The organism is Pseudomonas sp. GW822-FHT06D10 (assembly GCF_058799535.1).
In genome coordinates, this window is record NZ_JBXALN010000001.1 from 376,279 (window position 1) to 389,456 (window position 13,178).

Consider the following 13,178-nt stretch of genomic DNA (forward strand, 5'->3'; position numbering starts at 1 on the left):
CATGAGCACCTCCAACCAACAGCCGCAGCCGGCCGCGCCCCGCAGCACCCAGGATTACCAGGCCCTGGACGCCGCGCACCATATCCATGCCTTCCTCGACCAGAAGGCGCTGAACGCCGAGGGCCCGCGGGTGATAGTCCGCGGTGAGGGCCTGCACCTGTGGGACAACGACGGCAAGCGCTACCTGGACGGCATGTCCGGCCTGTGGTGCACCAACCTGGGCTATGGCCGCAAGGACCTGGCCGCTGCCGCCAGCGCCCAGCTGGAGCAATTGCCGTACTACAACATGTTCTTCCACACCACCCACCCGGCGGTGGTGGAGCTGTCCGAGTTGCTGTTCAGCCTGCTGCCCGGGCACTACAGCCACGCCATCTACACCAACTCCGGTTCCGAGGCCAACGAGGTGCTGATCCGCAGCGTGCGCCGCTACTGGCAGATCCTCGGCCAGCCGCAGAAGAAGGTGATGATCGGCCGCTGGAATGGCTACCACGGCTCGACCCTGGCAGCCACGGCCCTGGGCGGAATGAAGTTCATGCATGACATGGGCGGGTTGATCCCGGACGTGGCGCATATCGACGAGCCTTACTGGTTCGCCCACGAAGGCAACCTGACACCCGCCGAGTTCGGCTTGCGTTGCGCCCGCCAGCTGGAGGAGAAGATCCTCGAACTGGGGGCCGAGAACGTCGCCGGCTTCATCGCCGAGCCGTTCCAGGGCGCGGGCGGCATGATCTTCCCGCCGGAAAGCTACTGGCCACAAATCCAGCGCATCTGCCGCCAGTACGACGTGCTGCTGTGCGCCGACGAAGTGATCGGTGGTTTCGGTCGCACCGGCGAATGGTTCGCCCACCAGCATTTCGGTTTCGAGCCCGACACCCTGTCCATCGCCAAGGGCCTGACCTCCGGCTACATCCCCATGGGCGGGCTGGTGCTGAGCAAGCGCATTGCCCAGGTACTGGTGGAGCAGGGCGGGGTGTTCGCCCACGGCCTGACCTATTCCGGGCACCCGGTGGCAGCGGCCGTGGCCATCGCCAACCTCAAGGCCCTGCGCGATGAAGGGGTAGTGAGCCAGGTCAAGAACGATACCGGCCCCTACCTGCAGCAGTGCCTGCGGGAAGTGTTCGGCAACCACCCGCTGATCGGCGAGATCCAGGGCACCGGGCTGGTGGCGGCGTTGCAGTTCGCCGAGGACAAGGCCAGCCGCAAGCGTTTCGCCAACGAGAACGACATCGCCTGGCGCTGCCGCACCCTGGGCTTCGAAGAGGGGGTGATCATTCGCTCGACCTTCGGGCGGATGATCATGGCCCCGGCCCTGGTGGCCAGCCGTGGCGACATTGACGAGCTGGTGGACAAGACCCGCCGCGCAGTGGAACGCACCGCCGGGGAAATCGAGGCCGGTACCCTGCCGAGCAGCTAAGCGCGACACAGACCCGCCCCCCTTGAGTGGCATCACCCGCCGCAGCCTGGCTGCGGCGGTTTTTTTTGCCTGTCACTCGGCAGGGGAAGCATTTCCTTCTGCATCCCCCGGTGGCGGGGCGTTAGCCTGTGGTCAGCCTCTAGAACTTCCCGTTCAAACCGATGCGCAGGCTGTCGTTGCGTTCATCCGAACCCAGCGCGGTCTTATAGGAGAAGCCCATTTGCCAGGCACGCCCGAGGTTGAAGTCAACACCCATGTCCAGGCTGGCGAAGTCGCGGTCCAGGGCGTCGGGCTTGAGCCGGTAGAGAAGGCCTTCATCGCCCTGGTCGGTGTAGCGCATCTTGTAGTCGCTGCTGTTACTGAAGTTGTGACCCCAGGCCAGGCCGACCTTGGGGGTGAGCACGCCGACCCGGGTCATCAGGTCGTAGCCGGTGCGCAGGCCCAGGTAGGAGGTGAAGTTCTGCTGGTTTTGTTCGTCATAGGACAGCCCGTAGATGCCTGCGCCCTTTTCACTGAAGGCGTCCAGGCGTGTGACGCTGGCGTTCAAGCGGCTGTAGGGGGTCAGCGACAGTGGCCCCTGGCGGTACTCGTAGCTGGCGGTCAGCGAGGCGAACAACTGGTCGGCATCGCGCGAGCCTCGGGCATAGTCGTCGTTGCTGCCCGTGATGTAGCGACGCGAGTCGAAGCTGATGCGGTTGTAGCCCAGCAGGCCGTCGACAAACACCTGGGGCGCCAGGTTCAGGCTCAGGTAGGTGGCGATGCCGATGGCGTCTGCATCGCTGCGGGTCTTGTTGCTGCCGATCTCGCTGCGGTCGTTGCCGTAGCCGATCCCGACCCCGGCGATCAGCGTGGGCGACAGCCGATAGTCGACGCCGGCGCTCAGGCCCAGGGTGGTGAAACTGTTGCCCTGGGCGCCACGGGCGTGGGTCGAGCCGGTGTTGACGAAACCGTCGCTCCAGAACGCCAGGGCATCCTGCTTGCAGTTGTCCTGTGCGGCAGCGGCGGCCTCGCGTTTTTCCTGCTCGGTCTGGTTGGCCGAATCTCCCAGTTGCTCCTTGATCACCTTGGCGACCTCGCCCAGCGGTACGTTGCTGCCGTCCTTGCGCAAGCTGGCGTTGAACGAATTGCGGTCGCAGCGCATCTGGTGCAGCTGCTCCATTCGCTGGTTGAAGTTGTCCATCTGGGTGCTGGCAAAGCGTTCCGCGGCGCGGCTCTGGGCGTTGAGCAGGCCGATGACCTCGGCGTCCCTGGTCGGGTCCGCACGGGTCTGGATGATGAAGCTCATGGTGCTGGAGGCGCTGGAACCGCTGAGATTGTGCAGGCCGAAGCTGACGACCGCCGTACCGGCGAAGGCCGCCGATGGCACGAAGCGCATCGAGAAGGGGCCCATCATCATCGCCCGGCCGGCCGAGGCCGGGGTCACCGTGCCCAGGGTGGCGTGGGTGAACGGGCCGCCGGTGGCGCCCTGGGTCAGGTCGACGGTGGCCGACTGGCCCGCTGCGAGGATCTGGCTGGAGGCGGGCACGGTGATCGCCACGGCAGCGATGGTGATCGAATAGGCCTGTGAGCCCGTGGCTCCGTTGGCATCGGTGGCGGTGATGACCAGGTTGCTGCTGCCGCTGGTAGTCGGCGTACCGCTGATCAGGCCGCTGGCGGTGTTCAGGCTCAGGCCCGTCGGCAGGCTACCGCTGGTGATGCTGTAGCTGTAGGGAACGGTGCCGCCGGTGGCGCTGAGGGTTGCGCCGTAGGGGCTGCCCGCCGTGCCCGCTCCCAGGGACGCCGGGGTCAGTACCAGGCTGGGCGCGCTGACGGTGATGCTCACCGTGGCCGGGCTGGAAGTGCCGCTGGCGTTGGTGGCGGTGTAGGTGAAACTGTCGGCGCCGGAGAAGCCTGCGGCAGGCGTGTAGCTGATGCTGGTGCCGCTGGCCGTGGCAGTCCCGTGGCTGGCGGCGCTGGCCACGGCGACGCTGGTGGCGCCGCCGCCACTGAGGCTCAGAGGGATCGGGTTGGCGCTGCTGTTGGCCGCGACCGTGGCGCTGACGGCGCTGGCAACCGGTGCCTGAATATTGATGGAGATCGAGTAGGCCTGGGACCCGGTGGCGCCGTTGGTATCGGTGGCGGTGATGGTCAGGTTGAAGGTGCCAGCGGCGCTTGGTATGCCGCTGATCGCACCGGTGCCGGTGTTCAGGCTGAGGCCGGTCGGCAGGCTGCCGGATGTGATGCTGTAGCTGTAGGGCACAGTGCCGCCGGTGGCGCTGAGGGTTGCGCTATAGGGCGTGCCGGCGTTGCCGTTGCTCAGGGAGCCGGGGCTCAGGGTGATGCTCGGGGCACCGACGGTGATGCTCACCGTGGCCGGGCTGGAAGTGCCGCTGGCGTTGGTGGCGGTGTAGGTGAAACTGTCGGCGCCGGAGAAGCCGGCGGCAGGCGTGTAGCTGATGCTGGTGCCGCTGGCCGTGGCAGTCCCGTGGCTGGCGGCGCTGGCCACGGCGACGCTGGTGGCGGCGCCGCCACTGAGGCTCAGCGGGATCGGGTTGGCGCTGCTGTTGGCCGCGACCGTGGCGCTCAGTGCGTTGGCAACTGGTGGCAGGCCGTTGATCAACAAGGTGTAGGCGCGAGAGCCGGTGGCGCTGTAGGCGTCGGTGGCGGTGATGGTCAGGTTGAAGGCACCACCGGCAGTGGGGGTGCCGCTGAGTGTACCGGTGCCGGTGTTCAGGCTCATGCCGGCCGGCAGGCTGCCGGCAGTGATCGCGTAGCTGTAGGGGGCGGTGCCCGCGGAGGTGCTCAGGGTCTGGCTGTAGGCCGCGCTTTGAGTGCCGTTGGGCAGAGTCGTCGGTGTTATCGCCAGGGTGGGCGGGGTGACGGTGATGGTCACCGTAGCCGGGCTGGAAGTGCCGCTGGCGTTGGTGGCGGTATAGGTGAAGCTGTCGGTGCCGGAGAAACCGGCGGTGGGGGTGTAGCTGATGCTGGTGCCGCTGGCGGTGGCAGTCCCATGGCTGGCGGCGCTGGCCACGGCGACGCTGGTGGCGGCGCCGCCACTGAGGCTCAGAGTGATCGAGTTGGCGCTGCTGTTGGCGGCCACCGTGGCGCTGACCGGGCCGACTGTGGGGGCGGGCACGGCGTAGGTATAGCCATTGGTCAGGGTCGCGCTGCCGCCAGGGGTGATGATCGTTACGTTCACTGCGCCCGCGGCATGAGCCGGTGTGGTGGCCGTGATGGTCGTGGCGTTGTTGACGGTATAACTGGGGGCCGCCGTGCCGCCGAAGCTGACCGAGGTGGCGCCGGTAAAATTGCTGCCGGTGAGGGTGACGGCGGTGGCGCCTGCGATGCTGCCGCTGTTTGGGCTGACCGACGTCAGGGTTGGGACCGCAGAACTGGTGACCACCAGGTTGTAGGTGGCGACTCCGGCCTGGCCAACGCCGTCATTCAGGGAAATGCTGAAGGTATAGTTGCCGGCGGTGGTCGGTGTGCCGTGCAGGGTGGTGGCTGAACTGTGGGGCGAGGAGTCGAGGATCAACCCCGGCGGCAGGCAGGGGGTAATGCCATCGTAGTCCGGATCGTCGATGTCGCACTGGAACCATTGATCCAGGGGTGTTGCGCCGCCCACGGAAAGGATCGGGATGCTCATCGACTGGCCCACCGCAACTGACGGCAGGGTAGTGCCCGATACCGGGCTGGTGATCACTGGCGCTGCGGCCTGGGCCTGGGCAGCCAGGGCCAGGTTCAACAGCAGGAGGAGAAAGGCCAGCGGACGTGCCAGCCAAGCGTGGAAACAACTGCGTGATGTTTTCATAAAGGCTTCCTGCCATGCGACCCGCTTGGTTGGGTCGCATCCAGCGTGTAAGGGAGTCAAGGACGAAGGTGGAAAATACGCAGGCTGCCTGTTTCGGGCGTCCTGGCAGTAATACGCATTCAGGCTTCAGGGGTTGTCCAGATCCTCACGGACCGGTCGTTGTGCCGGCCGCTGCATTTGCAGGTACAGGCCATTCTCTTCAATGGGCTCAAAGCCCAGCCGCTGATACAGGCGCCGGGCCCGGCTGGCGGTTTCGACGCTCAGGCTGCTGTTGTGCCCCTGGGCGTCGGCCTGCGCCAGGATCGCCCGCAACAGTCGGGTACCCAGGCCTTGGCCATGCCAGGCGGGCAGCAGGGCGATATCGACGATGCGCTGCTCAGTGGCGTGCCGATGCAGGCACAGGCGGCCGATGGGCTGGCCGGCCTGCTCGACAATCAGCCACTGCGCCTCGGGGTAGTGCCGCTCATAGTGCTGGTGTTGCAACTCGGCCTGGTTGTGCAGGAACGCCCGTCGTTGGGCGTCGCTCCAGCCAGGAACGGCACTGACCTCGTCCCAGCGGCGGGACACGAACAGCTCCCGCAGGAAGGCCAGGTCATCAGCGCTCTGCGGACGCAGCCTGGCGCCGGCCGGCAGCGTGACCTGCAGGAGAGAGTCAAGGCATGCTCTGGTCACGATTGCTGTGGGTACTCGCCGTTCAGGCAGATGCAATAGCGCAGGGTCAGGAAAGGCTGCATCACATCGCGCGTCGAACCTGTCTTCGCCGCCTCCGTACCGTTCGTGGTCACCGTACTTGGATGCAGGCTTGGTCCCGGAGCAGCGGTGGGCGGCACTGTGCCGTTGTACAAGCGCACACCCCGTGGTTGTGCCAGGTAGGCAGTGCCATTGGCCAGGTCCAGGGCGCCAGTGGTGTCGGTGCCGTCCTTGGCCAGTACGTGATGGGTATGGGGTGCAAAGTGTGCTGGCAACAAGGTCGTTGTATCGCCGCCCACGGCCTGGCCCAGGGATCGATTGGTCAGGTTGGCGCCCTGGCCGGTGCCGATGGTGACGCGACTTTTGAGGTTGGGCAGATTGAAACTGGTCCCGGCAGTACCGCCATAAGTGAGGCCGATCACTGAGTACAGTGCGGGGTAATTCTGCACGAGCAACGGGCTGCCGTCGCAGACGGCCCAGTTATCGGGAGCGAAGTTGAAGGGAAAGAGCCTGATTTCACCAGTAAAAGCGTCCATGGTCGAGCATTCCTGAAGTTAAGAGAAACTAGGGCTTTTGTGGGTAGTAGCCGTTCAGGCAGATGATGTAGGTGATCGCCAGGGACCCCATCATGTTGCTGTGTGGCTCGACTGCTTTATTGGGGATACCCAGAGCCGGGCTAAGAAAGTTGGGGCTCATGCTGACCACCGCCGATGTGCTGTCGCCCTTGCTGTAAAGGCCGGTAAAGCTGCCTTCAAGCTTGAACTTGCCAAAGGTGTAGCTATTGGCCGGTTGGTTGGCGGGGAGCGGGTTGGCGGATGTGACCTCGCTGGAGCTGACCTGGAAGCCATGGATGTGCGGTGGGGTATTGAGCGCACTCATGGTGACTTGCTCGGTCCCTACGGCCTGGCCCAGGGCCCGGGGCGTGAAGCCGGGCCCATTGCCCTGGCCGATGGGGGTACGGCCGCGGTAGTCAGGCAGGCAGAAGGTGTTGCTGCCATCACCGCCGTAGGTCGTGCCGATCAGGGTGTAAAGGGCTTCAAAGTTCCGGATCAACAGTTGCGCACCGTTACACAGGGCCCAGCCCCTGGGGGCAAAGTTGCCGGCAAACATGCGGATTTCTCCGAGGTATGCATCAGACATATCACTATCCTTAGTCGTTAGGCCCGGGGTGGGTAGGTGCCGGTGACGGCAATGCAGAAGTTGCCGACGATCGATGGCTGCATGTTTGGCAGTGGATAGCCGAGGGTGGTCACCACTGTGGTCGGGTTGATCGTCACGCGATCTTTGTCGGCATAAGCGACATAGGTGGGTTTGGATACGGCGCCTTTGGACGTCGAACTGATGGCGGGAATATTTCCCGCCGGCCCGCCGGTGCCGGCGGTGACCGCGACATTGGCGACATGGTTGTGGGCGGGCAGGTTGTTGAGGGTCAGTGCGACCCACTCGGCGCCGTCCATGCTGCCCAGTTCATGTACCCCCAGCACAGGGCTGGTCGACGCGACAGGGTTTTCCCCCAGGGCTGCCCGGCCTCGAAGGTCTGGCAGGCCGAAGGTGGTTTTACCGTCGCCGCCGTAGCGATCGCCGAGCAGGCTGGCCAGCGCCGTATAGTTCACGACGTCGAGGATCTGCCCCTGGCACAAAAGCCAGCCTTGTGGGGCCCAGGACCAGGGGAACAGACGAATCTCGCCGAGAAAGGGTTCCATGTTCTTCGCTCCTTGAAAAAAGGCCTGGCAGAAGTACTTTCCGCAGCTGGCAATTTGATGTTGCGCACGATATACAAAATCGAATTTAGTTAGCAAACAGTATTTCTATCCATGAAAAAAGAGGAACTACTTCCCGGTGTTAGTGGGTTTACGGCTTATCTTTTTTTACTTGGTCGGTAACATTAAGTTCATCTTTATCGGTAACATTCGAAGCGCGTCACAGCCTTGTGCTTTAACGTTTTAGTTGCTGCATAAGCGCAGCGCGGCAAGCCTCATGCCTAGCGGCTTGGCACTAAAGATACAGGCCTTGAGGCATATCGAATGCTGGCTTGCAGCGGGTGGGCGGGGGTTATTGCGCTGCTCGCGAAAGTCCTCTGGTTCGGGCTTTTCAGGCCCTTTCATCACGAGCTCTAGTTGAGCGGGAGACGGCAGTGAGAAGTTCAGAAGAAAACAAAGCAGGCTAACGATCTTCCTGGGCGGGAAGCATGGGCCGCTTCCAAGGCGAGGGCTCTGGAGTATAAGTAGAGGCTTTGGAAAGTGTTACCCGAAGCGGTCCTTGTTGTTACCCGTTCTTTAAGTTGTTCCCAACTAGAATACTCGGGAATTAGTGCTTTAAGTCTGGCTTGAAGGGCGTTGTTCAAACGGTGTGCAGAGTTTCTTTCAGGCCTTGCACCTGAAACGGGTAGGGCGCCGCTGCCCTGGCAGGCGGCACCCGGTGCCCGGCTTAGAGCCCGGCGTTTTCCGCCGCTACGCTTTTCGGCTTGCCGTAGTGCCACTCATAGACCACGAACTTGAAGTCCTTGAGATCGCCTTTCTCGTCGAAGCTCAGGTCGCCGGTGGGGGTCTTGAAGGTGCCCTTGTGGATCGCCTCGGCGACTTTTTCCGGGTCTTCGCTCTTGGCTGCGGCGATGCCTCCGGCAATCACTTCCACGGCCGAGTAGGACGGCAGCACGAACGGGCCGCTGGGGTTTTCCTTCTTGGCTTCGAAGGCCTCCACCAGGGCCTTGTTGGCCGGGTCCTGGTCGAAGGACTTGGGCAGGGTCACCAGCATGCCTTCGGAAGCGTCCTTGGCGATCTGCGAGATCGAGTCGTTGCCCACGCCTTCAGGCCCCATGAAGCGTGCGGTCAGGCCCTTTTCCTTGGCCTGGCGCAACAGCAGGCCCATTTCCGGGTGGTAGCCGCCGAAGTAGACGAAATCCACATTGGCCTGCTTGAGCTTGGCCAGGATCGAGGAGTAGTCGCGTTCGCCGACGTTGATGCCTTCGAACATCGCCACCTTGATGCCTTCCTTGCCGAGGATGTCCTTGACCGAGCTGGCAATGCCTTCGCCGTACTGTTGCTTGTCGTGCAGCACCGCCACATTGGTCGGCTTGAGCTGGGCGATGTAGCGTGCCGCCGCCGGGCCCTGGGCGTTGTCCAGGCCGATGGTGCGGAACACCATCTTGTAGCCACGGGCGGTCAGCTCTGGGCTGGTGGCGGCCGGGGTGATCATCACGATGCCTTCGTCTTCGTAGATGTCCGACGCGGGCTGGGTGGAGCTGGAGCACAGGTGTCCGACCACGAACTTGACGCCGTCGTTGACCACCTTGTTGGCCACGGCGACCGCTTGCTTGGGGTCGCAGGCATCGTCGTATTCCACGGCCACCAGTTGCTTGCCGTCGACGCCACCCTTGGCGTTGATCTGCTCGATGGCCATGCGCGCGCCGCTGAACTGCATGTCACCGTATTGCGCCACCGGGCCGGTCTTGGCCCCGGCGATGCCGATCCGGATGCTGTCGGCTGCCATGGAATGGCAGGCCAGGCCGGCAAGGATCATGGCGCTGAGCAGTTGGGTGGCTTTGTTATTGATACGACTCATGGGTTGTTCCACTCCTGTGGGTTACGGTTCTAAGGGTGTTGCGGGTGTTGCCTGGACTGCCGGCGCCCGGGCGCCGGCAGGGTGTTGTAGTCGGCTTTGCCGCCAGATGTGCTGATCCTGCTCAAGGCAGGGCCTTGCCGATTCGGCTCACGGCCTCCAGGGTGGGGCGCGCGGGTTCGGCGCTGGCGTCCAGGGCCTGGGCGATGTCGGCCAGCAGGTCGGCGATGTCTTCCAGCCCCACCGACAGCCGTACCAGGCCCTCGGCGATGCCGTGTTCGGCCCGTTCCTCCTGGGTGTAGGTGGAATGGGTCATGCTCGCCGGGTGCTGGGCCAGGGATTCGGCATCCCCCAGGCTGACCGCGCGGCTGAACAGCCCCAGGGCGTTCATGAAGCGTCGCCCGCTGGCCAGCCCGCCCTTGAGTTCGAAGGCGATCATGCCGCCGGGCAGCTTCATCTGTCTTGCGGCCAGGGCGTGTTGGGCAAAGGATGCCAGCCCCGGGTAGGCGACCCAGGCCACGGCGGGGTGGTCCTGGAGGAACTGGGCGACGGCCTGGGCGTTGGCGCAATGGCGATCCATGCGCAGGGCCAGGGTCTTGAGGCCGCGCATCAGGAGAAAAGCGTCCTGGGGCGAGAGCACCGCGCCGGTCAGGTCCTTCAGGCCCTGCAGGCGGATGCGTTCGGCCAGGGCCTGGCCGGTGACCACGATGCCGGCGGTGATGTCGCCATGGCCGCTGAGGTACTTGGTGGCCGAGTGCAGCACCAGGTCGGCGCCCAGTTCCAGCGGGCGCTGCAGGTAAGGTGTGCAGTAGGTGTTGTCCACCGCCACGAGCAGGCCGGGATGCTGGCGGGCCACCTGGGCCACGGCGGCGATGTCCACCAGTTGCATGTTGGGGTTGGCCGGGGTTTCGAAATAGATCATCCGCGTGGCCGGGCCGATGGCCGCCCGCAGCTCGCCCAGGTCGGTCAGGTCGACATGGCGTACCTTGACGCCGAATTCGCTAAGGCCGTGGTGCAGCAGGGCAAAGGTGCAGCCGTACAAAGTCTGGCCGACGATGACCTCGTCGCCCGGGCGCAGCAGGGTCCACAAGGTCGCGGCAATCGCCCCCATGCCGGAGCCGAACGCCACGGCCGCTTCGCCGTTTTCCAGGGCGGCCATGCGCGCTTCCAGCAACGCCAGGGTCGGGTTGCCGATGCGGGTATAGAAGTAGCCGGGTTCTTCACCGGCAAAACAGCCGGCGCCGTATTCGGCGGTGGCGAAGGTGAAGGTGGAAGTCAGGTAGATCGGCGGGATCAGCGCGCCCTGATGCTCCTGGGGGGTGTAGCCGTGATGGATGGCACGGGTGGAAAAACCAAGGTCACTGTTTTTATTGTTCATGGTGAACGCTCCCGGATTTGCTCTAATGCTATGCTCAAATCCGGCGCAATAATTTCCAATATCGGCCCTTTAGAACCGAATAATTGGAATAAATAACCATAAAAATAAGATAAAAAGGTAAGACATGCCCCTCGATCTGGACCGTATCGACAAAGCCCTGCTGATCGCCCTGCAAGACAACGCCCGGCTGACCAATGCCGAGCTGGCGGATAGCGTCGCCTTGACCACCTCGCCGTGCTGGCGCCGGGTGAAGATTCTCGAAGAGAGCGGGGTGATTACCGGTTACCAGGCGATCCTCTCGCCCAAGGCGCTGGGCTATGGGGTCACCGCCTTTGTCAGCGTGATGATGGAATCCCACTCCCAGGACACCGCCCGGGCCTTCGAACAACGGCTGCTGGAGATCCCGGAAATCATCGCCTGCCACAACGTCTCCGGGCGCTACGACTTTCTCCTCGAAGTGCTGGCCAAGGACTTGGAATCCTTCGGCGAATTCGCCCGTGAAGTGTTGCAGACCCTGCCGGCGGTGAAGGAGATCTATTCGAGTTTTTCCTTCAAGTCGGTCAAGCCGTTGCGGCAGATTCCGGTACAAGAGTGAGCGCAGGTGGGGCGCCAGCGTCCTTGCGATTCACAAGCAACCTTGCTGTCTGAAACAGGCCCAAAGCGAAGGAGCGCCGGCCAGGGTTCACACCGCGCCCGGGGCCGCGAGGTTGCAATATTGTCCTTTGAAATACAGCAATGGCTGCGCAGCAGCCGCTTGCTGCAGGTTCAGCGCCTTGACTTCACCGATCACGATCAGGTGGTCACCTGCGACGTGTTCGGCGTGAATTTCACAATCGAGCCAGTGCAGGCTGCCGGCAATGATCGGGTTGCCCAGCGGCGACTCCTGCCATTGAACTCCCTGCCACTTGTCCGTGCCTTTGCTTGCGAACTGGTTGGAAATCCTGACCTGCTCGCCTGAGAGGATATTGACCATGAAGCGGCCCGCCTGACGAATCTTGGGGTAGCTGGCCGAGCTGGACATGACGCTGAATGACACCAGCGGCGGGCTCATCGACACGCTATAGAACGACTGGCACGTAAAGCCGAGCGGCTCGCCATCAACCTGTGAGGTAATCACCGTGATGCCGGATGCGTAGTGCCCGAGCGCTTCGCGAAAGCGCATTGGCTCGATAGCCGTACTGGGAAGTGACATGGCGGGTCCTGAATATTGGGTACTGTCCGGCAGCGCGCAGAGGGGTGAAGCGGCGGCTTTTCAATCCACCGCTTCACCCCCCTGGCACACCACTTGCGGCTTTAGCTCAGCTCAGGTTCGAGAGTTCTCTTCGGATGATTTCTGCGCCGGCACTCAAAGCCTTCAGCTTGCCCCTTGCCACGCCACGGGATAAGGGCGCCATGCCACAGTTGGTGCAGGGATAGAGCTTGTCGGCATCCACGAACTGCAATGCCTTGCGCAGGGTGTCGGCCACTTCCTCGGGTGTTTCAATGGTGTTGGAGGCCACATCAATGGCCCCGACCATCACCTTCTTGCCTCTGATGAGTTCAATGAGATCCATTGGGACATGAGAGTTGTGACATTCCAGCGAGACTATATCGATACTGGATTTCTGCAGCTTGGGGAACGCCTCTTCATATTGCCGCCACTCTGAGCCCAGGGTCTTTTTCCAGTCCGTATTGGCCTTGATGCCATAGCCATAGCAAATGTGCACCGCCGTTTCGCATTTAAGACCTTCAATGGCTCTTTCCAGGGTGGCCACACCCCAGTCATTCACTTCATCGAAGAAGACGTTAAAGGCGGGCTCATCAAACTGGATGATATCCACGCCGGCCGCCTCCAGCTCCCTGGCTTCCTGGTTGAGGATCTTGGCGAATTCCCAGGCCAGTTTTTCGCGGCTTTTGTAATGGCTGTCATAAAGCGTGTCGATCATCGTCATCGGGCCTGGCAGCGCCCACTTTATGGGTTGCTCGGTCTGCTGGCGCAGAAACCTGGCATCTTCCACGAAAACCGGCTTCTGGCGACTGACAGCCCCCACCACCGTGGGGACGCTCGCATCATAGCGATCACGAATCCTGACGGTTTCACGTTTTGCAAAATCAACGCCGCTGAGGTGTTCGATGAACGTCGTGACAAAGTGCTGACGTGTCTGCTCGCCATCACTGACGATATCAATGCCTGCTTGCTGTTGTTCTTGCAGTGACAAGCGCAAGGCGTCCTGCTTGCCTTCAACCAGTTCTTCCTCTTGCAACTTCCAGGGCGACCAGAGCGTTTCAGGCTGTGCAAGCCAGGAAGGTTTAGGCAAGCTGCCGGCAGTTGAAGTGGGTAACAACTTTTTCATCATGGGTGACCTTGT

The 13,178-nt window shown here is 63.0% G+C and carries 11 protein-coding genes; 2 read left to right on the plus strand and 9 right to left on the minus strand.

Features of this window, described 5'->3' with window-relative positions:
* Position 1: 1 nt before the first annotated feature.
* Entirely contained in the window at positions 2 to 1,414 is a 1,413-nt protein-coding gene (locus AC1RL5_RS01650; RefSeq protein ID WP_103290075.1) for an aspartate aminotransferase family protein, read from the plus strand.
* A 139-nt stretch (positions 1,415 to 1,553) separates the two neighbouring features.
* Here AC1RL5_RS01650 and AC1RL5_RS01655 read toward each other — a convergent pair whose 3' ends face one another.
* The 7 genes from AC1RL5_RS01655 to AC1RL5_RS01685 all read right to left on the minus strand — a co-directional run bounded on the left by AC1RL5_RS01655 (position 1,554) and on the right by AC1RL5_RS01685 (position 10,830).
* On the minus strand, positions 1,554 to 5,204 hold the full coding sequence (locus AC1RL5_RS01655; protein ID WP_492589009.1) for an autotransporter domain-containing protein: 3,651 nt from the start codon (positions 5,202 to 5,204) through the stop codon (positions 1,554 to 1,556).
* A 126-nt stretch (positions 5,205 to 5,330) separates the two neighbouring features.
* On the minus strand, positions 5,331 to 5,876 hold the full coding sequence (locus AC1RL5_RS01660) for a GNAT family N-acetyltransferase (protein ID WP_103407347.1): 546 nt from the start codon (positions 5,874 to 5,876) through the stop codon (positions 5,331 to 5,333).
* Positions 5,873 to 6,430: a phage tail protein gene (locus AC1RL5_RS01665; protein WP_053152323.1), complete on the minus strand. Its 558-nt coding sequence runs from the start codon at positions 6,428 to 6,430 to the stop codon at positions 5,873 to 5,875. The genes AC1RL5_RS01660 and AC1RL5_RS01665 overlap by 4 nt, the downstream gene beginning before the upstream one ends.
* A gap of 28 nt (positions 6,431 to 6,458) precedes the next feature.
* On the minus strand, positions 6,459 to 7,034 hold the full coding sequence (locus AC1RL5_RS01670) for a phage tail protein (RefSeq protein WP_011061797.1): 576 nt from the start codon (positions 7,032 to 7,034) through the stop codon (positions 6,459 to 6,461).
* A gap of 17 nt (positions 7,035 to 7,051) precedes the next feature.
* Positions 7,052 to 7,597 carry a phage tail protein gene (locus AC1RL5_RS01675; RefSeq protein WP_072450083.1) on the minus strand — a complete coding sequence of 182 codons (546 nt, stop codon included), beginning with the start codon at positions 7,595 to 7,597 and terminating at the stop codon, positions 7,052 to 7,054.
* 724 nt (positions 7,598 to 8,321) lie between these two features.
* Positions 8,322 to 9,455: a branched-chain amino acid ABC transporter substrate-binding protein gene (locus AC1RL5_RS01680; protein WP_011061795.1), complete on the minus strand. Its 1,134-nt coding sequence runs from the start codon at positions 9,453 to 9,455 to the stop codon at positions 8,322 to 8,324.
* A gap of 121 nt (positions 9,456 to 9,576) precedes the next feature.
* On the minus strand, positions 9,577 to 10,830 hold the full coding sequence (locus AC1RL5_RS01685) for a methionine gamma-lyase (RefSeq protein WP_492589008.1): 1,254 nt from the start codon (positions 10,828 to 10,830) through the stop codon (positions 9,577 to 9,579).
* A gap of 124 nt (positions 10,831 to 10,954) precedes the next feature.
* Here AC1RL5_RS01685 and AC1RL5_RS01690 point away from each other — a divergent pair, with 124 nt between their 5' ends.
* The gene (locus AC1RL5_RS01690) at positions 10,955 to 11,425 is read left to right on the plus strand and encodes an Lrp/AsnC family transcriptional regulator (protein ID WP_011061793.1); all 471 of its coding nucleotides are present in this window, start codon (positions 10,955 to 10,957) and stop codon (positions 11,423 to 11,425) included.
* A gap of 87 nt (positions 11,426 to 11,512) precedes the next feature.
* Here the strand turns inward: AC1RL5_RS01690 and AC1RL5_RS01695 are convergent, their stop codons facing one another.
* A complete protein-coding gene (locus AC1RL5_RS01695) occupies positions 11,513 to 12,022 on the minus strand; it encodes a flavin reductase family protein (RefSeq protein ID WP_011061792.1) in 510 nt (169 codons plus the stop codon).
* Between the two features lie 106 nt (positions 12,023 to 12,128).
* Positions 12,129 to 13,163, minus strand: a complete 1,035-nt coding sequence (locus AC1RL5_RS01700) for a methionine synthase (protein WP_176876674.1) — start codon at positions 13,161 to 13,163, stop codon at positions 12,129 to 12,131.
* Between the last annotated feature and the right edge of the window lie 15 nt (positions 13,164 to 13,178).